Genomic DNA, 25334 nt, shown 5'->3' on the forward strand with positions numbered 1-25334 from the left:
CATTCGGGCGACCCTGGCGCGCCCTTGTGTCCCGATTGGTGAGACGCTGCACGAATCCTTCCCGGGACGGCTTTCCGGTGCGTCCACGGCTGGTTTCGCAGCGTGATGGGGACTCAACTCCGGTAGTCGTGAGCCCTCCTGCAGGCGCGGACTAATCTCATCGCGAGAACATCGCCACATCCCCGTGATCCCTCGCACCACCCATGCTTGCCGGGTACACGGACTCAACAGCTCTGGAGAAACTCGAGCATGAACCGCAAGACTTTGGTGCTGCCGGCCGTCGCCGGTCTGCTCACCCCCGTCCTCGCTGCCTGTGGAGGGTCCAGCAGCGGGGGCAAGAGCGGTGACGCCATCGTCGTCGGCACCACCGACCGGTTCACCGCCTCCAGCGAAGCCCCCGCGCCCGTCGACCCGGCGTACGCCTACGACGTGGGCACCTGGAACATCCTCCGGCAGACCGTGCAGACGCTGATGGTCCAGCCCCGCGGCGACGGCTCGCCCGAGCCGGAGGCCGCCGAGAGCTGCGGCTTCACCGACACCGGCAACGAGCGCTACGCCTGCAAGCTGCGCAAGGACCTCAAGTTCTCCAACGGCGACCCGGTGACCGCGGCCGCCGTGAAGTTCTCCATCGACCGTGCCCGCGCCATCAAGGCCGACAGCGGTGTCTTCGCCCTGCTGTCCACCATCGACACCGTCGAGACGCAGGGTGACAACGAGGTCGTCTTCCACCTCAAGACGGCGGACGCGACCTTCCCGTTCAAGCTGTCGACGCCGGTCGCCGGCATCGTCAACCCCAAGGACTACGAGAAGAACAAGCTCCGCAACGGCTTCCAGGTCGACGGCTCCGGCCCGTACACCATGCAGGCCGAGGTCAAGAACAACGAGCTGGTCAAGGCGACCTTCACCAAGAACCCCAACTACCAGGGGCTGCTGGCGCCGAAGAACAACACGGTGCAGCTTGAGTCGTTCGCGGACGCCGACGCCATGAGCGCCGCGCTGGACAAGGGCGACATCGACGTCATGACCCGCACGATGTCCCCTGACCAGATCCGCAAGCTCCAGAACAAGACCAGCAGCAACGTCAACCTGGTCGACATGCCGGGCCTCGAAATCCGCTACCTGGCCTTCAACACCGACGCCCCGACGGTCAAGACCAAGGCCGTCCGCCAGGCCATGGCGCAGATCGTCGACCGCGCCGCGCTGGTCGCCAAGGTCTACGGCACCCAGGCAGAGCCCCTGTACTCGCTCGTCCCGGCCACGATCACCGGCCACTCCAACTCGTTCTTCAACAAGTACGGCGACCCCAGCGTGGCCAAGGCCCGCACACTCCTGTCCAAGGCCGGCATCACCGCCCCGGTCAAGCTGACGCTGCACTACACGACCGACCACTACGGCCCGGCCACCCCCAAGGAGTTCGAGGTGCTGAAGCAGCAGCTCAACGACAGCGGGCTGTTCGACGTCAGCGTCCAGGGCACCACCTGGGACAAGTTCCGCCCGGCCGAGCAGAAGGGCCAGTACGACGTCTACGGCATGGGCTGGTTCCCGGACTTCCCCGACGCCGACAACTACCTGGCGCCGTTCCTCGACAAGGACAACTTCCTCGGCTCGCCGTACGCCAACACCGAGGTCCGCAACACCCTGATCCCGCAGTCGCGCCGGGCGGCCGACCGCCTCACCGCGTCCAAGAGCCTCGCCGACATCCAGGACATCGTCGCCGAGGACGTGCCGATCCTCCCGCTGTGGCAGGGCAAGCAGTACGTGGCGACCCGCGACAACATCACGGGAAGCGAGTACGCGATGAACTCCTCCTCCACGCTGCAGCTGTGGGAGCTCAGCCGCGGCGTGGGCGGCTGACCGGCCACGCCGTAGGCCGCGACCGGCCACTGCGAAGGCCCCCGGGCACCCGGCCCGGGGGCCTCGCCGCATTCGCGGTACGATCCGGAGGCTTCCGCACGCCCCCTGGACACGCGGAGTCCGGGGGTCAGACGAGAACCCGAAGACAAGGCACATGCACGTGAAGATGCGCACCCAGTGGCCGGTCCTGTCCGTCGCGACCGGGTTGGCCGCAGGCCTGCTCACCGGATGCGGCAGTCCGACGGGCGACTCCGGAGGCACCGGCCCCTCCGTCGTGATGGGGATGTCCGACGACATCCTGGCCACCGACCCCGCCTCCGGCTACGACCCAGGGTCCTGGCTGCTGTTCAACAACGTCTTCCAATCCCTGCTCAGCTTCCCCAAGGGCGGCACGGAACCCGTGCCCGAGGCCGCCCGGGAGTGCACGTTCACGGACACACAGACCAAGGTCTACTCGTGCACGCTCAAGGACGGGCTGAAGTTCAGCAACGGTGACCCGCTCACCTCGCAGGACGTCAAGTTCTCCTTCGACCGCATGCTGAAGATCAACGACTCCGCCGGTCCCGCGATCATGTTCCCCATGCTCGGCTCGGTGGAGACACCCGACGCGAAGAACGTCGTCTTCAAGCTGAAGTACGCCGACGCCACCTTCCCCAGCAAGATAGCCTCCGGCGCCGGCTCGATCGTCGACCACAACGTCTACCCGGCCGACGCGTTGCGCAAGGACGGCCAGGCGGTCGGCTCCGGCCCCTACAAGCTGGACTCGTTCGGCAAGGACAAGGCCGTCTTCTCGGTCAACTCCAACTACCAGGGCACCGCCAAGGCACACAACTCCGGCGTCACCCTGAAGCTCTTCCACGGCGACCAGTCCGCCCTGAAGAGCGCCCTCCTCGACCAGCAGGTCGACGTCGCCTACCGTGGCCTCGCCGCCGCCGACATCGCCGACATCGACAACAACACCTCCACCGGCAAGGGCATCGAAGCCGTCGAGGGCTCCAGCGCCGAAGTCCAGCACCTGGTCTTCAACATGGCCGACCCGGTGGCCGGCAAGCTCGGTGTTCGCAAGGCCATCGCCTATCTCCTCGACCGCGACGCCCTCGTCAGCAAGGTGTACAACAACACGGCGACCCCGCTCTACTCGATCATCCCGGCCGGTATCACCGCCCACGACACGGCCTTCTTCGACACCTACGGGGCCCGTCCCTCGAAGCCCAAGGCGGCTGCCGCGCTGCGCGCCGAGGGCATCACCGGCAAGGTGAAGCTGACCCTGTGGTCCACCCCCTCGCGCTACGGCCCCGCCACCGACGAGGAGTTCAAGACGATCGCCCAGCAGCTCAACGACAGCGGGCTGTTCGACGCCACCGTCAAGTCCGTCGCCTTCGACCAGTACGAGAAGGACATCGCGGCGGGCAAGTACGGCGTCTACGTCAAGGGCTGGGTCCCCGACTACCCGGACCCCGACAACTTCACGGCCCCGTTCTTCGGCAAGGGCAACGTGCTGGACAACCACTACGTCAACAGCACGATCACCGGCGAGCTCATCCCCAAGACGGCCGCCCAGAGCGACCGTTCGTCGACCGACAAGGACTACGGCAGGCTCCAGGACATCGTCGCCCAGGAGGTGCCGATGATCCCGGTATGGCAGGCCAAGCAGTACGCCCTCCGCCGGGACAACGTCTACGGCCTTGAGTACTGCCTCGACGCCTCGACGGTGTTCCGGTTCTGGGAGATCAGCAAGGGCTGACCGGGACCGTGCCGAGCACGGAGGGCGCCCCTCCGAAGAAGGGGCGCCCTCCGGGCGTGACGAGGTCGCGGAGCTACTGTGCGCCCGGGCGCACCAGCCCGCTCTCGTACGCGTACACCGCCGCCTGCACCCGGTCCCGCAGCCCCAGCTTCGTCAGCACATGACCGACGTGCGTCTTGACCGTGGTCTCGCTGACGAACAGGTCGGCGGCGATCTCCGCGTTGGACAGCCCGCGCGCCACCAGCTTCAGCACCTCCACCTCGCGCTCGGTGAGGGTGTGCAGCGTGTCCGGAACCGGCTCCTCGCCGGACGGCAGATGCCCCGCGTACTTGTCGAGCAGCCGGCGCGTGATGCTCGGAGCGAGCATCGCCTCGCCCCCCGCGACCACCCGGATCGCCTGCACCAGCTCATCGGCCGGGGCATCCTTGAGGAGGAAGCCGCTGGCACCGGCGCGCAGCGCCTCCACCACGTACTCGTCGAGGTCGAAGGTGGTCAGCACGAGCACCTTCGCCGGGCCGTCCCGGCCGGGCCCGGTGATCTGCCGGGTCGCCTCCACCCCGTCCATCCGGGGCATGCGGATGTCCATCAGAACCACATCGGGCTGCAGGGCACGCACCTGATCGAGCGCCTGGAGGCCGTCTCCGGCCTCGCCGACGACCGCGATGTCCTGCTCCGCCTCCAGGATCATCCGGAAGCCCGTACGCAGCAGCGGCTGGTCGTCGACCAGTAGGACGCGGATGGCCACGTAACTCTCCTTCGCTAGTCCGGCCCCATTCTGCCCTGCTCGTCGCGGCCCGATTCGGGTGCCTTGACAGGCACGGGCTCGGCCGATCGCACCGGCAGCGGATACGGCGGGGGAGTGCCGCCGAATTCCGGACAGACCGCCTGGTGGTCGCACCAGCCGCACAGCTTGGTGGGGCGTGGTCGCCAGTCACCCGTCTGCGTCGCCAGCCGGATCGCGTCCCACAGCGCCAGCAGCTTGCGCTCCACACGCTCCAGATCGGCGAGGACCGGGTCGTACGTCAACACGTCTCCGCTGCCGAGGTACACGAGCTGCAGCCGCCGGGGGACGACGCCCTTCAGCCGCCACACCACCAGGGCGTAGAACTTCATCTGGAACAGCGCGCCCTCGGCGTACTCCGGCCGGGGCGCCTTGCCCGTCTTGTAGTCGACGATCCGCACCTCACCCGTGGGCGCCACATCGACACGGTCGATGATCCCGCGCAGCTTCAGCCCCGACTCCAGCTCCGCCTCCACGAACAGCTCGCGCTCGGCGGGCTCCAGCCGACTCGGGTCCTCCAGGGAGAACCAGCGCTCGACGAGCCGCTCCGCCTCGCCGAGCCAGCGGGCCAGCCGCTCACCCTCCGGATCGTCCGCGAACAGCTCCACGACCTCAGGCCTGCTCTCCCGCAGCCGGTCCCACTGGCCGGGGATGAGGGACTTGGCCCGGGGCGCGGTCCGCTCGACGGCCGGTACGTCGAAGAGCCGCTCCAAGACCGCGTGCACCAGCGTGCCCCGGGTCGCGGCCTCGCTCGGCTTCTCGGGCAGCCTGTCGATCACCCGGAAGCGGTAGAGCAGCGGACACTGCATGAAGTCACCGGCGCGCGAGGGCGAAAGGGACTCCGGAGGCGCGGCGGCCACGGCGGACGGCACGGCAGCGCCGTCGGAGCTGGTTTCCATGACCACAGACCATACGGCCCGCCACTGACAGTGACCCAGCCGCGGCCGGGGCGCCTGCGGTACGGCGGCCGGTCGGATGGGACGGCGGGCAGAACAGTCGGTGGGACGGCGGGCAGAACAGAGGGGGTGCCGGGGCGGAACACGACGCGACGGCCGCATACCATCGACCCCAGACCCTCCCACCCGGCACGACCGGGGCCGGGGAGACGCTTCGAACGAGGGGACATCGTGGACGAGAGCGGCGGGAGCGGACAGCCGCGCTCCGGCAACGACGGGGCGACCGACCGCGAAACGGCCCCCGAGGCACGACCCGGGTCCCGCGAGGAACCGGTGGACCCCGGCCCCGTACCCGAGCGCGAAGGGGACGAGAAGCCCCAGGGGACGGAGGACTCGGGGGGCTCACCCGAGGGCTCAGCCGAGGAGGGCGCACAGCCCCCTGCGGGCCGTGAGGAGCAGCCGGGGCGTGCGACAGCCCACGACCCCGTCGACACCCCGCCGGCCGGTCGGCCCGCCGTCACCGCCCCGCCCCGGGGCCATGCCGACTCCGTCACCGCCGGCAAGGGGCGGCCCCCGCGGCGTCCCAGGGAGCCCGGTGGCGGCATCCTCATGGGGCGCCCCTTCGGGGTTCCCGTCTACGTCGCCCCCAGCTGGTTCCTCGTCGCCGCCCTCATCACCTGGGTGTTCGGCGGCCAGCTCGACCGGGTACTGCCCGGCCTCGGCCCCGCCCGCTATCTCGTCTCCCTCTTCTTCGCGGTCGCCTTCTACGCCTCCGTCCTCGTCCACGAGCTGGCCCACACCGTCGCCGCCCTCCGCTTCAAGCTGCCGGTGCGCCGCATCCAGCTCCAGTTCTTCGGCGGCGTCTCCGAGATCGAGAAGGAGGCCGAAACCCCCGGCCGGGAGTTCGTCCTCGCCTTCGTCGGGCCCCTGCTCTCCCTCGTCCTCGCGGGGATCTTCTACCTCGCCCTCCAGGCCGTCGAGCCCGACACCGTCCCCGGCGTCCTGCTGGCCGGCCTGATGATCTCCAACCTCATCGTGGCCGTGTTCAACCTGCTCCCCGGCCTGCCCCTCGACGGCGGCCGTATGCTCCGCGCCGTCGTCTGGAAGATCACCGGCAGACCGATGAGCGGCACCATCGCCGCCGCGTGGGTCGGCCGCGCCCTCGCCCTCACCGTCCTGATCGGCCTCCCGCTGCTCACCCGGTCCGGCGCCCTCGGCACCACCGCCGAGGACAACGTCGGCATGGACACCCTCACCGACGCCCTGCTCGCCGCCATCCTCGCCGCGATCATCTGGACCGGCGCCGGCAACAGCCTCCGCACGGCCCGCCTGCGCGAGCACCTCCCCGAACTGCGCGCCCGCACCCTCACCCGCCGCGCGGTCCCGGTCGAGACCGACACCCCGCTCTCCGAAGCCCTCCGCCGCGCCAACGACGTCGGCGCCCGCGCCCTCGTCGTCGTCGACGCCCACGGCGAACCCCTCTCCCTCGTCCGCGAGGCCGCCATCGTCGGCGTACCGGAACACCGCCGCCCCTGGGTCGCCGTCAGCGGCCTCGCCCAGGAACTCACCGACGGTATGCGCGTCTCCGCGGAACTCGGGGGCGAAGACCTCCTCGACGTCCTGCGGGCCACCCCCGCCACCGAGTACCTCGTCGTCGAGGAGACCGGCGAGATCTACGGCGTCCTGTCCGCCGCTGACGTCGAACGCGCCTTCGTGAAGGCCATGGCCCGCCCCAGCTGAACCCCGGCCCCCGCCACCTGGTCGGCGGCCCCTCCGTCGACCGGTAGGCTGGTCACATGTCCGAACCGACCGGTGCCGCCCGCCGTCGCGGGCCCTTCAAGGTCGGGGACCAGGTTCAGCTGACCGACCCCAAGGGCCGCCACTACACGTTCACGCTCGAAGCGGGGAAGAACTTCCACACCCACAAGGGTTCCTTCCCGCACGACGAGCTGATCGGCGCTCCCGAGGGCAGCGTTGTCCGCACCACCGGTAACGTCGCCTACCTCGCGCTGCGCCCCCTGCTCCCCGACTACGTCCTGTCCATGCCCCGCGGGGCAGCCGTCGTCTACCCCAAGGACGCGGGGCAGATCCTCGCCTTCGCCGACATCTTCCCCGGCGCCCGCGTCGTGGAGGCCGGCGTCGGCTCCGGCTCCCTCAGCAGCTTCCTGCTGCGGGCCATCGGCGACCAGGGCATGCTGCACAGCTACGAGCGCCGCGCGGACTTCGCCGAGATCGCCCAGCAGAACGTGGAACGCTACTTCGGCGGCCCGCACCCCGCCTGGCAGCTCACCGTCGGCGACCTCCAGGACAACCTGAGCGACACCGACGTCGACCGCGTCATCCTCGACATGCTCGCCCCCTGGGAATGCCTGGAAGCCGTCTCCAAGGCGCTCGTCCCCGGCGGCATCCTCTGCTGCTACGTGGCGACCACCACCCAGCTCGCCCGCACCGTCGAGTCCATCCGCGAGATCGGCTGCTTCAACGAGCCGACCTCCTGGGAGACGATGATCCGCAACTGGCACATCGAGGGCCTGGCCGTCCGTCCCGACCACCGGATGATCGGCCACACCGGCTTCCTGCTCACCGCGCGACGCCTCGCCGACGGCGTCGAGCCGCCCATGCGCCGCCGCCGGCCCGCCAAGGGCGCCTACGGCGAGGACTACGCCGGCCCCAACGCCGACGGAGGCGCCGGCCGCTGACCCGGCCCCGCACCCGGCCCAACGCAGCAGCGCCGTGGCCGAGTTCCCGGAAACACCCCGGAACTCGGCCACGGCGCTCCTGCGTTGAGGCCCGATAGCACGCCGGAACCCCAAGCGCCGCCGGAAGTGCGCACCCGCCGTTCCCCCGCACTGTGACGTGTGGCACGATGCGGGGCACCCCCACCGGCACAGCTCTCACAGGAGATACTTCTCGCGTGCAGCACCCCGCCGTTCCGGAACTCGCTCACACCACCGCCCGACCCATCCACTGGGTCGCCACGGCCACCGCAATCTCCGGCGTGATCGCCCTGTCCTCCGTGCTGCAGCCCGGCTCCGCGACGGCGGCCCAGCCCCAGGCCGAGACCAAGGCGGCCCCCGCCGCCCCAGCACCCCCCGACCCGGCCAAGGCCGACTTCCCGCTCGACTGCGGCCCCACCAAGATCCTCGTCGCGAAGAAGGCCATCGGCGACCTCGACGGCGACGGCCACCCCGAGACCGTCGCCGTCGTCCACTGCGACGCGAGCATGGGCACCCCGCCCGACGGCGTCTACGTCCTCACCCAGAACCCGGGCGCCCCCGGTCCCCGTGTGGTCGCCACCCTCGTCAACCCCAAGGACCGTCTCACCGTCACCGACTTCACCGTCCGCGACGCCACCGTCACCGCAACCCTCCTCGGCTACTCCTCGACCGACGTACCGAGTTGCTGCCCCGATGTGAGGAGCCCCGTCAAGTGGCAGTGGAAGGGTGGCGTGTTCATCCGCTCCACACCCTCCGGCGCACGCACCGTCTGACCCACGCTTCACATGCCGGCCCCCGCGGCGCACCACGCCTCGGGGGCGCATGCGTCTGTTGAGCAACCCCGGTGTGAGAAACCAGACACCGAATGACGGAAGGTGGTCGTACGATCACTCCGCGTCCGGTCCGTAGACCTCCACGCTGTCCGAAACTCGACGCACATGGATGCACTCGCCGGGACACTCCCGAGCCGAATCCACCACATCCGTGAGAAGCGGCAGCGGTACGGGCGTTGCGGCCCCCTTGGCCTGCAACAGCTCGTCGTCCGGGCCCTTCACGTAGGCCAGGCCGTCGATGTCCAGCTCGAAGACCTCGGGCGCGTACTGGGCGCAGATGCCGTCGCCGGTACACAGATCCTGGTCGATCCAGACCTCCAGCGCCTCGCCGTCGACTCCGGCCTGCTGCTGCACGGTCATCTCCCCTGCCGATTGCTGCGCAGAGCGGCCCGGGAATCCGGCCAGCTCTGACGGGTGTTGAACACCCCGACCCTACCTTCGGCCGCTTCCCAATCATGTTCGGTGGGTATTCCCCTGGCGTGAGGGAGAGCGCAAGGGTGAAGATCGGACACACCTCGACAGTCTTTGTGATCTAGGGGTTTCAATCGACACCCACCCAGGTAGGGTCTGGAAGCGTCCAGCTCCCCTTGGAGGAGGTGAGGACCGTGGCAGCCCACGACGACGACATGAACCGCGGCATCCGCCCGGGACGAGGGTCCGAAGACCCGGCCGGGCAGATCGCCTACCTTGAGCAGGAGATCGCCGTCCTGCGACGCAAGCTCGCCGACTCTCCGCGACACACGAGGATTCTCGAAGAGCGGATCGTCGAGCTGCAGACCAACCTGGCCGGCGTGTCCGCACAGAACGAGCGGCTCGCCAACACGCTCCGTGAGGCCCGGGACCAGATCGTGGCCCTCAAGGAGGAGGTCGACCGGCTCGCACAGCCGCCGGCCGGCTTCGGTGTCTTCCTGCAGGCGAACGAGGACGGCACGGCCGACATCTTCACCGGAGGCCGCAAGCTCCGGGTGAACGTCAGCCCCAGCGTGGAGCTCGACGAGCTCCGCCGCGGCCAGGAACTGATGCTCAACGAGGCGCTCAACGTGGTCGAGGCCATGGAGTACGAGCGGGTCGGGGACATCGTCACCCTCAAGGAAGTCCTGGAGGACGGCGAGCGCGCCCTGGTACTCGGGCACACCGACGAGGAACGGGTGGTACGGCTCGCCGAGCCGCTGCTGGACGTCACCATCCGCCCCGGCGACGCCCTCCTGCTCGAACCCCGCTCCGGCTACGTCTACGAAGTCGTACCGAAGAGCGAGGTCGAGGAACTCGTCCTCGAAGAGGTACCCGACATCGGCTACGAGCAGATCGGCGGACTCGCGGGCCAGATCGAGGCCATCCGCGACGCGGTCGAGCTCCCGTACCTCTACCCCGACCTGTTCAAGGAGCACGAACTGCGGCCGCCCAAGGGCGTCCTGCTCTACGGGCCCCCCGGATGCGGGAAGACGCTCATCGCCAAGGCCGTGGCCAACTCCCTGGCCAAGAAGGTCGCCGAAGTCACCGGCCTGGCCGCGGGCAAGAGCTTCTTCCTCAACATCAAGGGCCCCGAGCTGCTGAACAAGTACGTCGGCGAGACCGAGCGGCAGATCCGCCTCGTCTTCCAGCGCGCCCGCGAGAAGGCCAGCGAGGGCACCCCCGTCATCGTCTTCTTCGACGAGATGGAATCCCTCTTCCGCACCCGCGGCTCCGGCGTCAGCTCGGACGTGGAGAACACCATCGTCCCCCAGCTGCTCGCCGAGATCGACGGCGTCGAAGGCCTGCAGAACGTGGTGGTCATCGGCGCCTCCAACCGCGAGGACATGATCGACCCCGCCATCCTGCGGCCCGGCCGCCTCGATGTGAAGATCAAGATCGAACGTCCGGACGCCGAAGCGGCCAAGGACATCTTCGGGAAGTACCTCACCGAGAGGCTTCCGCTGCACGCCGAAGACGTCAGCGAGCACGGAGGCGACAAGGCGGCCACCGTCCACGGCATGATCCAGACCGCCGTGGAACAGATGTACGCCGAGTCCGACGAGAACCGCTTCCTGGAGGTCACCTACGCCAATGGCGACAAGGAAGTCCTCTACTTCAAGGACTTCAACTCCGGCGCCATGATCGAGAACATCGTCGGCCGCGCCAAGAAGATGGCGATCAAGGACTTCCTCGAACACAACCAGAAGGGCCTCAGGGTCTCCCACCTCCTCCAGGCGTGCGTGGACGAGTTCAAGGAGAACGAGGACCTGCCCAACACCACGAACCCGGACGACTGGGCCCGGATCTCCGGCAAGAAGGGCGAACGGATCGTGTACATCCGTACCCTCATCACCGGAAAGCAGGGCGCGGACACCGGACGCTCCATCGACACGGTGGCGAACACCGGTCAGTACCTGTAAAAGGCGGGGCGGCTGCGGGTGCCCTCACCGGGGTACCCGCAGCCGCCTGCTTTTCAGGCCACGGCTGGAGCACAGCAATGACGCAAATGATCTCCCCACCAGCGCAAAGGCGTTCTAGGCTCTTTCGTACCGCCGCGTCGCGCCGTGCGGGGACGGGCACCGCACGCGCACCGGAGTACCAGCGGTATCTGAGCGCCGCCCCCGACCGAGGGCGCCGCCGGGCAAGGAGGGCCGCATGACCGTACGGCGAGTAATGGGCATCGAGACGGAGTACGGCATCTCCGTCCCCGGCCACCCCAATGCCAATGCCATGCTCACCTCGTCCCAGATCGTCAACGCCTACGCGGCGGCGATGCACCGGGCCCGGCGGGCCCGCTGGGACTTCGAGGAGGAGAACCCGCTGCGGGACGCGCGAGGCTTCGACCTCGCCCGCGAGGCCGCCGACGCCAGCCAGCTCACCGACGAGGACATCGGCCTCGCCAACGTGATCCTCACCAACGGCGCACGGCTCTACGTCGACCACGCACACCCCGAGTACAGCGCGCCCGAGGTCACCAACCCCCGCGATGCCGTCCTCTGGGACAAGGCCGGCGAGCGGATCATGGCCGAGGCCGCAGAACGTGCCGCCCAGCTCCCCGGCGCCCAACCGATCCACCTCTACAAGAACAACACCGACAACAAGGGCGCCTCCTACGGCACGCACGAGAACTACCTGATGAAGCGGGAGACCCCGTTCTCGGACATCGTGCGCCACCTCACGCCCTTCTTCGTCTCCCGCCCCGTCTTCGCCGGAGCGGGCCGCGTCGGCATCGGTCAGGACGGGCACGAACACGGCTTCCAGCTCAGCCAGCGCGCCGACTACTTCGAGGTCGAGGTGGGCCTGGAGACGACGCTGAAGCGCCCGATCATCAACACCCGGGACGAGCCGCACGCCGACGCCGAGAAGTACCGGCGACTGCACGTCATCATCGGTGACGCCAACCTGTCCGAAATCTCGACGTACCTGAAGCTGGGCACCACCGCCCTCGTCCTCTCCATGATCGAGGACGGCTTCATCGCCGTCGACCTCGCCGTCGACCAGCCCGTACGCACCCTCCACCAGGTCTCCCACGACCCCACCCTGAAGCGACTGGTCACCCTCCGCAGCGGCCGGACCCTCACCGCGGTCCAGCTCCAGATGGAGTACTACGAGCTGTCGCGCAAATACGTGGAGGAGCGGTTCGGAGCCGATGCCGACGACCAGACGAAGGACGTCCTCGCCCGCTGGGAAGACACGCTGAACCGCCTGGAGCGTGACCCCATGAGCCTCGCCGGCGAACTGGACTGGGTCGCCAAACGAGAGCTCATGGAGGGCTACCGGCGCCGTGACGGCCTCGACTGGGACGCCGCCCGCCTTCACCTGGTCGACCTCCAGTACGCCGACGTACGCGCCGAGAAGGGCCTCTACAACCGTCTGGTGGCCCGCGGCCGCATGAAGCGCCTCCTGGACGAGACCGACGTCGAACGGGCCCGTACGAAGCCGCCGGAGGACACCCGCGCGTACTTCCGCGGCCGCTGCCTGGAGCAGTACGCCGACGACGTCGCCGCGGCCTCCTGGGACTCGGTGATCTTCGACCTGCCGGGCCGGGACTCGCTCCAGCGCGTGCCAACCCTGGAACCGCTTCGCGGAACGCGTAATCACGTCAAGGAGCTCCTGGACCGCTGCCGCACGGCGGAGGACCTGGTCAGGGTCCTGTCCGGGGGCTGAGCGGACGCCAGGGACCGTCCCGGCGGACAGGGTGTAAATCCCGGCGGCCGGGAATCATCGAGGTGCGCCCCGTACGTTGGAGTAACTGCGGGGCCGATGTCGGATCCGGCTTGTAGGGTCTGATCATCACCGATCGGCAGGAATGCCGACCATGTCGGGCGAACTGAGCGGGGTGAGGGTTATGGCGACCAAGGACACCGGCGGCGGACAGCAGAAGGCCACGCGCTCCACGGAGGAGGTCGAGGAGCAGGCGCAGGACGCGCAGGCTCAGGGGGACCTCAAGGAGCGGCACGAGAAACTGAGTGACGACGTGGACTCCGTCCTCGACGAAATCGATGACGTACTCGAGGAGAACGCCGAGGATTTCGTGAGGTCCTTCGTGCAAAAGGGTGGACAGTAGGGGCTAGGTGGTCACTTCTCCTTCGAACTGAAGGTGGCGGGGGATTGGGAGTGGCTGACGAGCCGTCCACGAAGCGATGCAGAGGTGGCGAGAGGGCGTTGCCCTTCCCGCTCTCGCTCGGGACAAGAATCGGCGCGATGGCCTGCAGGTGCGGCGCCGGGAGTGCGTGGCGAAGTACAGCGCTGCCCATTGCCGGCGCCGCCTGCAAGGCGCCCCGGGCCGTTCGGGGCCGCCGGGACCATCTGAAGCGTCGATACGGCATCGCCGAAGCCGAGCGCGACGAGTTGATCGCCTCCCGAGGGGGCGTCTGCCGCACATGTCCGTCGGCTTCGGCTGCACATGTGGATCACTGCCATGGGACGGGTAGGGTCCGTGGCGTACTGTGCTTCAGCTGCAATGCCGCACTGGGGCAGTTCAAGGATCGGCCCGAGGTCATGAGGCGGGCTGCTGCATACGTGGAAGGAATCGCGTGGAAGCCAACACTCGTAGCACCGGGCGTCTGCCAGCTGCCTTCCTGACGCCTGGGTCGTCGTCCTTCATGGACTTCCTGTCGGAGCACCAGCCCAAGCTGCTGCCCGGCAACCGGCAGCTGCCCCCCACCCAGGGCGTGATCGAGGCCCCGCACGGCACCACCATCGTGGCCGTCACGTTCCCCGGCGGCGTGGTGCTCGCCGGTGACCGGCGGGCGACCATGGGCAATGTCATCGCGCAGCGGGACATCGAGAAGGTGTTCCCGACGGACGAGTACTCGGCCGTCGGCATCGCCGGCACGGCGGGCCTCGCCGTGGAGATGGTGAAGCTGTTCCAGCTGGAGCTGGAGCACTTCGAGAAGGTCGAGGGCGCCCAGCTCTCCCTGGAGGGCAAGGCGAACCGCCTGTCGACCATGATCCGTTCCAACCTGGCCATGGCCATGCAGGGCCTGGCCGTGGTCCCGCTCTTCGCCGGTTACGACGTGGACCGCGACAGGGGCCGTATCTTCTCCTACGACGTGACGGGCGGCCGCTCCGAGGAGCATGGGTACGCGGCCACGGGCTCCGGCTCGATCTTCGCGCGCGGGTCCATGAAGAAGCTCTACCGTGAGGACCTGACCGAGGAACAGGCCGCGACCCTGGTGGTCCAGGCCCTGTACGACGCGGCAGACGACGACTCGGCGACCGGTGGTCCCGATCCCGCCCGCCGGATCTACCCGATCGTCACAGTGATCACCGAGGACGGTTACCGCCGGCTCACCGAGGACGAGGCCGCCGAGACCGCCCAGGCGGTCCTGCAGAACCGTCTGCAGCAGCCGGACGGCCCGAGGGCCGCCCTGCTCTGACGGCGAGCGAGCCCGGTTCTTGGCAAGGTGATCGAGTGACTTCGACAGAAAGGGACGGATAACCGGTGTCGACGCCGTTCTATGTCTCCCCCCAGCAGGCCATGGCCGACCGGGCGGAGTACGCCCGCAAGGGCATCGCGCGCGGCCGCAGCCTGGTCGTGATGCAGTACGCCGACGGCATCGTGTTCGTCGGTGAGAACCCGTCCCGTGCGTTGCACAAGTTCAGTGAGATCTACGACCGGATCGGCTTCGCGGCCGCCGGTAAGTACAACGAGTACGAGAACCTTCGCATCGGCGGTGTCCGTTACGCGGATCTGCGGGGGTACACGTACGACCGTGGCGATGTGACCGCCCGCGGTCTCGCCAACGTCTACGCACAGACGCTGGGCACGATCTTCTCCAGTGCGGCCGAGAAGCCGTACGAGGTGGAGCTGGTGGTCGCCGAGGTGGGGGAGACCCCGGAGGGCGACCAGATCTACCGTCTGCCGCACGACGGTTCGATCGTGGACGAGCACGGTTCGGTCGCGGTGGGTGGCAATGCGGAGCAGATCAGCAGCTTCCTCGACCAGCGTCATCGCGACGGAATGACCCTGGCCGAGGCCCTCAAGCTTGCGGTGCAGGCGCTGTCCCGTGACACGAACGGCAGTGAGCGGGAGATCCCCGCGGAGCGCCTGGAGGTCGCGGTGCTGGATCGTACGCGTCCGCAGCAGCGCAAGTTCAAGCGGATCGTCGGCCGTCAGCTGGCGCGTCTGCTGCAGGCGGGCGGTGCGACCACCGCTGCGGAGGCGGAGGCCGAGGCGGAGGGCTCCGAGGACGAGGAGTGACCGTCGGTTCCGCTTCGTGAGGCGCCGGGCGCCTCACACGCACCATGCCGCGCGCCCCGCCCGTGTTCCGGGCGGGGCGCGCGGCGTTGTGTGTCAGGGGCCCGGGGGCGCCGTGGAGCCGCGCACGACCAGTTCGACGGGGATGTCGCCCTGCTCGGTTGCGCGGCCCTCCAGGACGGCGAGGAGGGCTCGCATGCCGCGTTCGCCGAACAGTTCGGCGTCGAGACGGACGGTCGTCAGTTCGGGGTCGAGGGCGGTGGCGAGGGCCAGGTCGTCGACGCCGGTGACGGAGAGGTCGTCGGGGATGCGCAGTCCGAGGCGTCGTGCCGCCTTGTAGGCGCCCGCGGCGAGCTTGTCGTCGTCGCACACGAGGGCGGTGGGCCGGGGGGCTCCCGCGGTGGCGAGGGCGGCTTCGGCGGCGGCGCGGGCGTCCTCGATGGAGATGGGCGCGCGGGTGGTGCGGAGGCTGGTGCCGGGGGTGCTGGCGAGGCGTGCGGCGAGTTCGCGTGCTCGTATCTCGAAGGTCCAGGAGGGGACGTCGGCGGCGAGGTGGAGGACGTGGCGGTGGCCGAGGGCGAGGAGGTGGTCGGCCACCTGCCGTGTGCCGTCCGCGATGTCCAGGTTGACGGTTGCGGCGCCCAGGCTGCCTTCGGGGTCGCTGTCCAGCATGACCAGGGGGAGCTGGTCGCCGTGGATCGCGGTGAGCGCGTCCGCGGCCATGGAGGAGGCGATCACGCCGTCGAGCGCCGCTTGTGCGGAGTGGAAGGGGTCCCTGGCGGGGCCGATGCCTTCGGGTGAGGGGTAGAGGACGACGCCGAAGCCGTGTTCGGCGGCGACGCGGGCCGCGCCGGTGTAGACGCCCGCGAAGAACTCGGTGGTGAGGGCGGGGACCACGAGGAGGACGGTGCGGGTGCGGCCGAGGCGGAGGTTGCGGGCGGCGAGGTTGGGCCGGTAGCCGAGTTCGCGTGCGGCCTGCCGGACGCGTTCGGCCGTGGTCTCGGAGACGCGTCCGCGCCACTTGTCGCCGAGGACGAGTGACACCGCGGCCTGGGAGACCCCGGCGGCCTCGGCGACGTCGCGGCTGGTGGGGCGGGTGCTACCTCGTGCCACCGTGGACCTGCTCTCGTGCCACCGTCGGCCTGCTCTCGTCTGGACTCGCGGACAGCGCACATGGTACGTATGACCGGGGACGTTATACGTACAACTTGGCTACCTGGCCCACGGGCGGACGACGGAGAAGCAGTCGGGAAGGGATGGACATGGCCGCCGGATACCTGGAGATCCTCAGGGTGAGGCACGCCGCGCGCCTGCTCGCCGGGACGCTCGTGGGACGGCTGCCGAGCGCGACGGCGGCGATCGCCGTGGTGCTGTTCGTGCGCGCCGAGGGCGGCACGTACAGCCTGGCCGGGGCGCTCGCCGCGGTGTACGGGGTGGCCAACGCCGTGGGGCAGCCGCTGCTGGGCCGGCTCGTCGACCTGTACGGCCAGCCGCGCGTTCAGTTGCCGGCCGCGCTCGTCTCCGCGCTGGCCATGACGGTCTTCGCCCTGACGGGCGTGGAGCCGCTCGTGGTGGCGTACGCCGCCATGGTGGTCGCGGGGCTGTTCACGCCGCCCCTCGAGGGCGGTCTGCGTGCCCTGTGGCCGGTCGTGCTGCGCCGGGAGGAGCAGGTGCACACGGCGTACGCGATGGACGCGGTCGCCCAGGAGGTGATGTTCACGGTGGGGCCGTTGCTGGTGACCGTGTGTGCGTCGCTGTGGTCCGCCGGTGCCGCGCTCGTCCTGCTGAACGTCATCGGTGTGCTGGGGGCGCTGTCGGTGGTGCTCTCGCCGCCCTCGCGCGACTGGCGCTCGGCGCCGCGCGAGGCACACTGGCTGGGGGCCCTGCGTTCGCCGGGGCTCCTGGCGCTTCTGGGCTCGTTCCTGTTCGTCGGGATCGCGCTGGGCTCCATCACGGTCGCGGCGGTGTCGTACGCCGACGGGCACGGCGGTGACGCGGTGTACGGCTGGCTGATGGCCGCGCTGGGGCTGGGCGCCCTGGTCGGGGGCGCCGGGTACGGGTCTCGGCAGTGGGCCGGCGCGCCGGAGCGGCGACTGCGTGTGCTGGTGGGTCTTCTGGCGGTGTGTTATCTGCCGCTGACGGCGATGCCGGGTGCGGTCGCCATGGTGCTGCTCACGGCCCTCGCGGGGGTCTTCCTGGCGCCCTGTATCGCGTGTGCGTTCATCATCGTGGACCGGCACGCCCCGAGCGGCACGGTCACGGAGGCGTTCTCCTGGCTGGTGACGACGTTCACCGTGGGGGCGTCGGTGGGGACGGGGCTGGCGGGGCCGGTCGTACAGGCGGGCGGGGCCCGGTGGGGCTTCGCGGTACCGGGGGCCGCCGGGGCGGTGTCCCTGCTGGTCCTGCTGGTGACCGGGCGGGTCCTCGCAGCTCCCGCCGGGGGTGCGGTGGTTGCGGCTTCACCGGAAAATGATCCAAACCGTGCTGTCGAACCCCGTTTCAGCTCAGGGGATCGGGCGTAATGTTCAGTCATGGACCGCCGCATTTTCGGGCTGGAGAACGAGTACGGCGTCACGTGCACGTTCAGGGGACAGCGCCGTCTGTCGCCTGACGAGGTGGCGCGGTACCTCTTCCGCCGTGTCGTGTCATGGGGCCGCAGCAGCAATGTCTTTCTGCGGAACGGGGCCCGCCTCTATCTCGACGTGGGCTCACATCCGGAATATGCGACACCCGAATGTGACAATGTGATCGAACTGGTCACCCACGACAAGGCCGGCGAGCGCATTCTGGAGGGCCTCCTGGTCGATGCCGAACGTCGCCTGCACGAGGAGGGAATCGCGGGTGACGTCTACCTCTTCAAGAACAACACCGACTCGGCGGGCAACTCCTACGGCTGCCACGAGAACTATCTGGTGGCGCGGCACGGGGAGTTCTCGCGGCTCGCGGACATCCTGATTCCGTTCCTCGTCACGCGGCAACTGCTCTGCGGTGCCGGCAAGGTGCTGCAGACCCCGCGCGGTGCCGTCTACTGCGTGAGCCAGCGGGCCGAGCACATCTGGGAGGGCGTCAGCTCGGCGACCACGCGCTCCCGGCCCATCATCAACACGCGCGACGAGCCGCACGCGGACGCCGAGCGCTACCGCCGTCTGCACGTGATCGTCGGCGACTCGAACATGTCCGAGACGACCATGCTGCTGAAGGTCGGCGCCACGGATCTGGTGCTGCGCATGATCGAGGCGGGCACGGTGATGCGTGACCTCACCCTGGAGAACCCGATCCGGGCGATCCGGGAGGTCAGCCACGACATCACGGGCCGCCGCAAGGTGCGCCTGGCCAGCGGGCGCGAGGCCTCCGCGCTGGAGGTGCAGCGGGAGTACTACGAGAAGGCCGTGGACTTCTGCGAGCGCCGCGGTATCCGCACCGGCACCGTGGAGCAGGTCCTGGAGCTGTGGGGCCGCACGCTGGAGGCGATCGAGTCCGAGGACCTGGACCGGATCGGTACCGAGATCGACTGGGTGATGAAGTACAAGCTCATCGAGCGGTACCGCGCCAAGCACAACATGACGATGTCGCATCCGCGGGTCGCGCAGATAGACCTCGCCTACCACGACATCCACCGTCGTCGTGGTCTGTACTACCTGCTAGAGAAGAAGGGCCAAGCCGCCCGCATCTGCAACGACTTGAAGATCTTCGAGGGCAAGTCGGTGCCTCCGCAGACCACTCGGGCACGGCTGCGTGGCGACTTCATCCGGCGGGCCCAGGAACAGCGCCGTGATTTCACGGTCGACTGGGTGCATCTCAAGCTCAACGACCAGGCTCAGCGGACCGTGTTGTGCAAGGATCCGTTCCGTTCGGTCGACGACCGGGTGGAGAAGCTGATCGCCGGAATGTGAGGCACGCGTTCCCCCGCATATCGCCGGAACGCAACGCGGGCGCCGTATGTTTGCCGTACGGCGCCCTTCTCACGCCGTAGAGTTGCGCGCACGCCATCCGTCAAGATCGACCGATACGAGGCTCCATCGTGCGCCGACGCTCCCTCTTCCTAGCCGCCGTGCCCGCCGGACTGGTCACGCTCGCCGCATGCGGCGACAACAAGTCCGGCAAGGGCGCGTCCGGGACCAGTTCGTCCCCCGCCGCTCCGGCCACGTCCGCCGCCCCGCCGCCGAAGATCGTCGACGGACCACTGCCGGCGATCACCGCCGGCACCAAGTTCGGCGAGAAGCCGACCGTGGCCAAGGGCAGCGGTTCCCCGTCGAAGGACCTGGCGGTGAAGACGGTGATCGCCGGCAACGGCCAGACGGTCGCGGAGAACGACTACATCCAGGCGCACTACCTGGGCCAGGTCTGGGACACGGCGAAGGTCTTCGACAACTCCTACGACCGCAAGACGCCCCTGCTGATCCAGTTGGCCCGGGGCGGCATCATCGACGGCTGGCGGTATGCCCTCCAGGGGAAGAAGGCCGGCAGCCGGGTGGAGATGGCCGTACCCCCGACCTGGGGCTACGGCCCGCAGGGCAACCCCCAGGCGGGCATCAAGGGGACCGACACGCTGGTGTTCGTGGTGGACGTCCAGAAGACGTTCAACTCCAAGAGCTCCGCCAAGGGCAAGGTCGTTCCGCAGACCAACGCCGACCTGCCGAAGGTCGGCACCAACACCGACGGCAAGGCCCCGTCCATCGAGGTGCCGAAGACGAAGGCCCCGACGGGCCTGGTCGCGAACTACGTGATCGAGGGCGACGGGGACAAGGTCGCCGCGGACAGCACCGTCCTGGTGCAGTACAAGGGCGTGCTGTGGGACACCGGCAAGGAGTTCGACTCCACGTACAGCCGCGGTCAGCTCACCTCGTTCTCGCTGCAGCAGGTCGTCAAGGGCTGGGCCCAGGGCCTGACCGGCAAGAAGGTGGGCAGCCGTGTGCTCATCGTGGTCCCGCCGAAGCTGGGGTACGGCGACAACCCGCCCGCCGGCAGCGGTATCAAGAAGGACTCCACGCTGGTCTTCTCCGTGGACATCCTGGCGAAGATGTAACCCTCGCGGGTATGTGAGAGTGTCGGTCTTGCCGCAATGGCCGTAACAAGAACAACCAGGAGCTTTTGACGTGAGCATCGAGAAGCCCGAGATCGACTTCCCGGGCGGCGAGCCCCCGGCCGACCTCGAGATCAAGGACATCTGGGCGGGCGACGGCCCGGAGGCCAAGGCGGGCGACACCGTCTCCGTCCACTACGTCGGCGTCTCCTTCTCCACCGGTGAGGAGTTCGACGCGTCCTGGAACCGTGGTACGCCGCTGAAATTCCAGCTCGGCGTGGGCCAGGTCATCCCGGGCTGGGACCGAGGCGTCCAGGGCATGAAGGTCGGCGGCCGCCGCCAGCTGATCATTCCCCCGCACCTGGCCTACGGCGACCGTGGCGCCGGCGGCCGCATCAAGCCCGGTGAGACGCTGATCTTCGTCTGCGACCTGGTCGGGGTCTGATCCGAGACCGGTCACCGGTACCGGATCCGGCCGCGCGCCGGGCGGCTGTTCGCTGCCGCGCATCCGGCGGGATCCGACCGTAATCGATCAGCTGGGGCCCATGCCTGTACGGGCATGGGCCCTCGGCTTTGCCACGACACGCGCGGGCGGTACGGTCGTCGATCGTAAGCACCATAGGGGAGGCGAAGGGCGTCGATGGCCATTGCCAAGGCCGAGCGGCTGATGAACCTGGCGCTGTGTCTGCTCGGGACGCGGCGGCCGCTCAGCAAGCGCGAGCTGCGCGAGTCCATCGAGGCCTATCTGGAAGCCGGCTCCCCCGACTCCTTCAATCGCATGTTCGAGCGGGACAAGGACGACCTGCGCGAGCTGGGCCTGGTCATCGAGACCGTGGAGAACCTGGACGGCGAGGTCGGCTATCTCGCCCGCCGCGACAGCAACCGCCTGCCGCCCATCACCCTGGACGCCGAGGAGGCCGCCGCCCTGGGGCTGGCCGCCAAGGTGTGGCAGCAGGCGCGGCTCGCCGGCGCCGCCAGCGGTGCCCTGCAGAAGCTGCGCGCCGCGGGCCTGCCCGAGGACGTGGACCCGTACGAGGCCCATGGCGCCCTGGAGCCGCGCATCCCCGTGCACGAGGCCGCCTTCGAGCCGCTCATGCTGGCCTGCCGTGACCGCCGCCCCGTCGTCTTCGAGTACCGCAAGGCCACCGCCGCCCGGCCCGAACCGCGCACGGTCGAGCCGTGGGCTCTGGAGTGCTGGCGCGGTCACTGGTACCTGGCCGGCTGGGACCGCGACCGGGGCGCGGAGCGTGTCTTCCGGCTGTCCCGGATCACCGGCAAGGTGCGCAGCCGGGGCGGCAGCTTCACCGCCGAGGTGCCCGACGTGGTCACGGTCCGTGAGACCGTCGCGGGCTGGGCGGGGGAGATCGCCGACCGCACGGCCCGGATCCGGCTGCGCACGGGCGCGGGGTACCCCCTTCGGGCGAAGGCCACCGCCGCACGGGAACTGGGTGACGGCTGGGACGAGTTGGAGATCCCGTACGGGCACGGTCTCGACGCCTGGCTGGTCGAGTTCGGGCCCGACGTGGTGGTCCTGGAGCCGGCCGAGCTGCGGGCCGACGTGGTGGACCGGCTGCGTGCCGTGGCCAAGGGCTGAGAGGGAGACGTAGGACAGTGGCAGGCAAACCGGCCAGGCCCGCGAGCGCCATCGACCAGACCCGGCGCATGCTGTCCCTGGTGACGTATCTGCGGGAGCGTCCCGGCGCCCGCGTGGCGGACGTCGCCAGGGCCTTCGGGATCACCGAGGACGAACTGGTCTCGGACCTCGACGTGCTGCCCATGTGCGGCACCAGCTTCCGCGGTGGCGATCTGCTCGACATCGACACCGACGGCGAGCACATCTGGTGGCACAACCCGGCCGCCCTGGGCGAGGACGCGGCGGAGCCCCTGCGCCTGGCGGCCGACGAGGCCACCGCGCTGCTGGTGGCGGCGCGGGCCGTCGCGACGCTGCCGGGCCTGCGGGAGAGCGACCGGCAGGCGTTGCTGCGCGCCACCACCAAGGTGGAGACCGCGGCCGGCGAGGCCGCGGGGGCCAGCTCCCGCTTCTCGGTGACCTTCGAGTCCGAGGGCGGCGTCTTCGCGGACGTCGACCGGGCGATCTCCGAGCGCCGCCGTCTGTGGATCCGCTACTACTCGCCGGCCCGGGACGAGGTCACCGAGCGCGAGATCGACCCGATCCGGCTGGTCAGCGTCGGCCACACGTATGTGGAGGCGTGGTGCCGCCGCTCGGAGGCGCGCCGTACCTTCCGGCTCGACCGGGTCGCCGAGATCCGGATCCTGGACGAGCCGTCGGCGCCGCCGGAGATCGAGCCGCGGGACCTGTCCGAGGGGCTCGTCCAGCCCGCCGCCGAGGACCCCGAGGTGGTCGTCGAGGTCGGTCCGGGCGGCCGCTGGGTCGCCGAGTACTACCCGCACGACAGCGCCGATGAGCTGCCGGACGGCGGGTTGCGTATCACCTTGCGGACTCCGGAGCCGGCCTCGCTGCGACGGCTGGCGCTTCGGCTCGGGCGCGACGGCCGGATCGTGTCGCCGCCGGACCTCGCGGACAGCGCCCGCCGGGCGGCCCGCGAGGCGCTGGCGGCGTACGACGGGCCGGAAGGAGTCGAGGACGGGCTGTACGACAGGCAGGAGCAGGGGCTGTGAGCAGGTCGGCGATGTCTGGTGCGTCGGGGCGGTCGGGTGTGCCGGCCGGTGCGCCGCAGACGCCCGGGGCCGCGGAGATGACGGTGCGGACCGCGTTCGCGGGCATGCGGCGGGTGGCCGAAGTGGTGTTCAGGGCCGGCTGCCCGGACTGCCGGGCGCGCTTCGAACTCGGCGCGAGCGCGCTGCGGCTGGCCGTCGGCGCCACCAGCAAGACCACCTTCTACTCGTTCACCTGCCCCGAGTGCGGTGCGTCCGTCCGCAAGCCGGCCGGGGAGCGCATCGTCGAACTCCTCACCGGGGGCGGGGTGCGGACCCTGCGTCTGCACTCGACCCTCTAGGCTCGGCGTCATGGTCTGGCCGATGCTCGCGATCGCCCTGGGGTTCCTGGGGCTCGCCGTTCTGGGTGTGTTCGCCGTCCGGGTCTTCCTGGAGGCACAGCGCCTCGGGCGGCAGGTGTCGGACTCCGCCCGCCGTATCAACCGTGCCGCGGAGGACCTGGAACGGGCGGCCGTGGGCGCCGCACGGGCCGCCGAGCGGATATGAGCCGTTCACCGTCGTGGGGGTGGACTGCGGGCGGAAGGTGCATGCGCTGTGCGTCCCCCCCCATGGGGGCACAATGAGTCACTTCTGCCTGTCTCCTCCCCTCTGCGGACAGGTACCCTGCTGATCGCGGTCCGGAGAGCGAGGCGCGGTCCGCAGAAGCGGGAGTACGCACAGGGATTGCCCCGCGTTCACCCCTGAGCGTTACGATCGCTGGACGATGGTCGGACAAATGTCCGACTGATCGGACAGCAGCACCCCCACCCACGCCGCCTCGGTGAGAAGGTAAAGACTTATGTTCGGAAGGCTCGGAGCTCCCGAGATCATTCTCATCCTCGTCGTCATCTTCCTGCTGTTCGGCGCGAAGAAGCTTCCGGACATGGCGCGCTCCCTCGGCAAGTCCGCCCGCATCCTCAAGAGCGAGGCCAAGGCGATGAAGGAGGAGGGCAAGCCGTCCACGCCGGCCGGCCCCCCGCAGGACGAGCAGTCCCCGGCCCAGCGCACGATCCAGGCCGCGCCCGGCGACGTGACCAGCTCCCGCCCGGTCAACGAGCCGACGGACACGACCCAGCGCTGACGCAAGGACCGGAACTCCCGGTTCACTGCACGAGATGAGGATGTGGGTTGCTGAAGTCTGCCCGCAAGAAGGAGAAGGATCCCGAGGGGCGGATGCCTCTTGTGGAGCACCTTCGTGAGCTGCGCAACCGGCTCGGGAAGGCCGTCCTGGCCATTGTGATCGGCGGGATCGTCGCCGCCGTCTACTACCAGGACATCATCAACTTCCTTACCCACCCGATCCAGCAGGCGGTGGGATGCTCCAAGCCCTTCACGGAGCTGGCCAAGCAGAGCAAGGGAGCCTGCGGCAACATCACGATGTCGGGCCTCATGGGTCCGTTCACGCTGATGATCAAGGTGTCGCTGACCGGCGGTGTGGTGATCGCGAGCCCCGTCTGGCTCTACCAGCTCTGGGCCTTCATCGCGCCGGGGCTGCACAAGCACGAGAAGCGATACTCGATGGCCTTCGTCGCGGCCGGCTTCCCCCTGTTCATGGCGGGCGCCTGGTTCTCGTACCACGTGCTGCCCGCGGCGGCCAGCGTGCTGATCGACTTCACGCCCCAGGGCGCGGTCAACCTGCTTCCGCTGGACGACCTGCTGGACCTCGTGACCCGCATGGTGCTCGTCTTCGGTCTCTCCTTCGAGCTGCCGCTGCTGCTGGTCATGCTCAATCTGACCGGGATGATCAGCGGCCGCAGGATGCTGGGCTGGTGGCGCGGCATGATCATGGGCGTCACGATCTTCGCCGCCTTCGCCACCCCGACGGTCGACCCGGTGTCGATGCTCTCGCTCGCCGCCCCGATCGTCCTGCTGTACTTCGTGGCCGTCGGATTCGCGATCCTGAACGACAAGCGCAGGGCGAGGGCCGCGGACGACTCCGACCCCGACGAGGCGTCCGACCTGGACCTCACGCCGCAGGACATCGGCGAGGTCGAGGCGGTGCCGGTGCCTCGCGCGCTCCCGGAGCAGAGCGGCTCGGGACATGACCGGGTGAACGGTTACGACGACGTGACGTGAGCCGGCGGACACCCGTGGTGCTGTGACCAGGCCGGGTGGGCCCCACCGAGGACATCGGTGGGGCCCACTGCCGTCGGTC

The 25334-nt window shown here is 69.4% G+C and carries 25 protein-coding genes; 21 read left to right on the forward strand and 4 right to left on the reverse strand.

The window, feature by feature from the left end:
• The first annotated feature begins 249 nt into the window (after positions 1 to 249).
• Both ASC56_RS19360 and ASC56_RS19365 read left to right on the forward strand, forming a co-directional pair.
• The gene (locus tag ASC56_RS19360; RefSeq protein WP_055492724.1) at positions 250 to 1854 is read left to right on the forward strand and encodes an ABC transporter substrate-binding protein; all 1605 of its coding nucleotides are present in this window, start codon (positions 250 to 252) and stop codon (positions 1852 to 1854) included.
• A 160-nt stretch (positions 1855 to 2014) separates the two neighbouring features.
• A complete protein-coding gene (locus ASC56_RS19365) occupies positions 2015 to 3598 on the forward strand; it encodes an ABC transporter substrate-binding protein (RefSeq protein WP_055492993.1) in 1584 nt (527 codons plus the stop codon).
• A 73-nt stretch (positions 3599 to 3671) separates the two neighbouring features.
• Here the strand turns inward: ASC56_RS19365 and ASC56_RS19370 are convergent, their stop codons facing one another.
• Both ASC56_RS19370 and ASC56_RS19375 read right to left on the reverse strand, forming a co-directional pair.
• Positions 3672 to 4343 carry a response regulator transcription factor gene (locus tag ASC56_RS19370; protein ID WP_055492725.1) on the reverse strand — a complete coding sequence of 224 codons (672 nt, stop codon included), beginning with the start codon at positions 4341 to 4343 and terminating at the stop codon, positions 3672 to 3674.
• Between the two features lie 14 nt (positions 4344 to 4357).
• Positions 4358 to 5278, reverse strand: coding sequence for a RecB family exonuclease (locus ASC56_RS19375; RefSeq protein ID WP_055492726.1), 921 nt, complete (start codon positions 5276 to 5278; stop codon positions 4358 to 4360).
• Positions 5279 to 5506: 228 nt separating this feature from the next.
• On the opposite strand from ASC56_RS19375, the gene ASC56_RS19380 reads away from it, so the two are divergent.
• The 3 genes from ASC56_RS19380 (at position 5507) to ASC56_RS19390 (ending at position 8765) form a co-directional block, all read left to right on the forward strand.
• Positions 5507 to 7015, forward strand: coding sequence for a site-2 protease family protein (locus tag ASC56_RS19380; protein ID WP_055492727.1), 1509 nt, complete (start codon positions 5507 to 5509; stop codon positions 7013 to 7015).
• A 56-nt stretch (positions 7016 to 7071) separates the two neighbouring features.
• Complete coding sequence (locus tag ASC56_RS19385) at positions 7072 to 7974, forward strand: tRNA (adenine-N1)-methyltransferase (RefSeq protein WP_055492728.1); 903 nt, start codon at positions 7072 to 7074, stop codon at positions 7972 to 7974.
• A gap of 215 nt (positions 7975 to 8189) precedes the next feature.
• Positions 8190 to 8765: a hypothetical protein gene (locus tag ASC56_RS19390; protein WP_055492729.1), complete on the forward strand. Its 576-nt coding sequence runs from the start codon at positions 8190 to 8192 to the stop codon at positions 8763 to 8765.
• Between the two features lie 114 nt (positions 8766 to 8879).
• Here ASC56_RS19390 and ASC56_RS19395 read toward each other — a convergent pair whose 3' ends face one another.
• Positions 8880 to 9185, reverse strand: coding sequence for a ferredoxin (locus ASC56_RS19395; RefSeq protein ID WP_055492730.1), 306 nt, complete (start codon positions 9183 to 9185; stop codon positions 8880 to 8882).
• 245 nt (positions 9186 to 9430) lie between these two features.
• Between ASC56_RS19395 and arc the strand changes: the two genes are divergently transcribed.
• The 6 genes from arc (at position 9431) to prcA (ending at position 15483) form a co-directional block, all read left to right on the forward strand.
• On the forward strand, positions 9431 to 11197 hold the full coding sequence (gene arc / locus ASC56_RS19400; RefSeq protein WP_055492994.1) for a proteasome ATPase: 1767 nt from the start codon (positions 9431 to 9433) through the stop codon (positions 11195 to 11197).
• Positions 11198 to 11432: 235 nt separating this feature from the next.
• On the forward strand, positions 11433 to 12944 hold the full coding sequence (gene dop / locus ASC56_RS19405; protein ID WP_371330120.1) for a depupylase/deamidase Dop: 1512 nt from the start codon (positions 11433 to 11435) through the stop codon (positions 12942 to 12944).
• Between the two features lie 181 nt (positions 12945 to 13125).
• Positions 13126 to 13344: a ubiquitin-like protein Pup gene (locus ASC56_RS19410; protein WP_030744708.1), complete on the forward strand. Its 219-nt coding sequence runs from the start codon at positions 13126 to 13128 to the stop codon at positions 13342 to 13344.
• Positions 13345 to 13481: 137 nt separating this feature from the next.
• Positions 13482 to 13862: an endonuclease VII domain-containing protein gene (locus ASC56_RS38190; protein ID WP_234377004.1), complete on the forward strand. Its 381-nt coding sequence runs from the start codon at positions 13482 to 13484 to the stop codon at positions 13860 to 13862.
• Entirely contained in the window at positions 13814 to 14659 is an 846-nt protein-coding gene (prcB, locus tag ASC56_RS19415) for a proteasome subunit beta (RefSeq protein WP_055492732.1), read from the forward strand. Before ASC56_RS38190 ends, prcB begins: the two co-directional genes overlap by 49 nt.
• Before the next feature lie 65 nt (positions 14660 to 14724).
• Complete coding sequence (gene prcA / locus ASC56_RS19420) at positions 14725 to 15483, forward strand: proteasome subunit alpha (protein WP_055492733.1); 759 nt, start codon at positions 14725 to 14727, stop codon at positions 15481 to 15483.
• 93 nt (positions 15484 to 15576) lie between these two features.
• Here the strand turns inward: prcA and ASC56_RS19425 are convergent, their stop codons facing one another.
• Positions 15577 to 16593 carry a LacI family DNA-binding transcriptional regulator gene (locus ASC56_RS19425; RefSeq protein WP_055492734.1) on the reverse strand — a complete coding sequence of 339 codons (1017 nt, stop codon included), beginning with the start codon at positions 16591 to 16593 and terminating at the stop codon, positions 15577 to 15579.
• A 149-nt stretch (positions 16594 to 16742) separates the two neighbouring features.
• Between ASC56_RS19425 and ASC56_RS19430 the strand changes: the two genes are divergently transcribed.
• The 10 genes from ASC56_RS19430 to tatC all read left to right on the forward strand — a co-directional run bounded on the left by ASC56_RS19430 (position 16743) and on the right by tatC (position 25255).
• A complete protein-coding gene (locus tag ASC56_RS19430; protein ID WP_055492995.1) occupies positions 16743 to 18002 on the forward strand; it encodes an MFS transporter in 1260 nt (419 codons plus the stop codon).
• Positions 18003 to 18011: 9 nt separating this feature from the next.
• A complete protein-coding gene (gene pafA / locus ASC56_RS19435; protein ID WP_004002535.1) occupies positions 18012 to 19373 on the forward strand; it encodes a Pup--protein ligase in 1362 nt (453 codons plus the stop codon).
• Between the two features lie 128 nt (positions 19374 to 19501).
• Positions 19502 to 20506, forward strand: a complete 1005-nt coding sequence (locus ASC56_RS19440) for an FKBP-type peptidyl-prolyl cis-trans isomerase (protein WP_055492735.1) — start codon at positions 19502 to 19504, stop codon at positions 20504 to 20506.
• Between the two features lie 70 nt (positions 20507 to 20576).
• Positions 20577 to 20948 carry an FKBP-type peptidyl-prolyl cis-trans isomerase gene (locus tag ASC56_RS19445; RefSeq protein WP_055492736.1) on the forward strand — a complete coding sequence of 124 codons (372 nt, stop codon included), beginning with the start codon at positions 20577 to 20579 and terminating at the stop codon, positions 20946 to 20948.
• Between the two features lie 195 nt (positions 20949 to 21143).
• The gene (locus tag ASC56_RS19450) at positions 21144 to 22097 is read left to right on the forward strand and encodes a YafY family protein (protein ID WP_055492737.1); all 954 of its coding nucleotides are present in this window, start codon (positions 21144 to 21146) and stop codon (positions 22095 to 22097) included.
• A 17-nt stretch (positions 22098 to 22114) separates the two neighbouring features.
• A complete protein-coding gene (locus ASC56_RS19455) occupies positions 22115 to 23143 on the forward strand; it encodes a YafY family protein (RefSeq protein WP_055492738.1) in 1029 nt (342 codons plus the stop codon).
• A gap of 11 nt (positions 23144 to 23154) precedes the next feature.
• A complete protein-coding gene (locus ASC56_RS19460; RefSeq protein ID WP_055492739.1) occupies positions 23155 to 23481 on the forward strand; it encodes a hypothetical protein in 327 nt (108 codons plus the stop codon).
• A 10-nt stretch (positions 23482 to 23491) separates the two neighbouring features.
• Positions 23492 to 23686 carry a hypothetical protein gene (locus tag ASC56_RS19465; protein ID WP_055492740.1) on the forward strand — a complete coding sequence of 65 codons (195 nt, stop codon included), beginning with the start codon at positions 23492 to 23494 and terminating at the stop codon, positions 23684 to 23686.
• Between the two features lie 292 nt (positions 23687 to 23978).
• Entirely contained in the window at positions 23979 to 24260 is a 282-nt protein-coding gene (gene tatA / locus ASC56_RS19470; protein ID WP_055492741.1) for a Sec-independent protein translocase subunit TatA, read from the forward strand.
• Between the two features lie 47 nt (positions 24261 to 24307).
• Entirely contained in the window at positions 24308 to 25255 is a 948-nt protein-coding gene (gene tatC, locus ASC56_RS19475) for a twin-arginine translocase subunit TatC (RefSeq protein WP_055492742.1), read from the forward strand.
• The last annotated feature ends 79 nt before the right edge of the window (positions 25256 to 25334 follow it).

The sequence above is a fragment of the Streptomyces sp. TP-A0356 genome, from assembly GCF_001417775.1.
Taxonomy (GTDB): Bacteria; Actinomycetota; Actinomycetes; order Streptomycetales; family Streptomycetaceae; genus Streptomyces.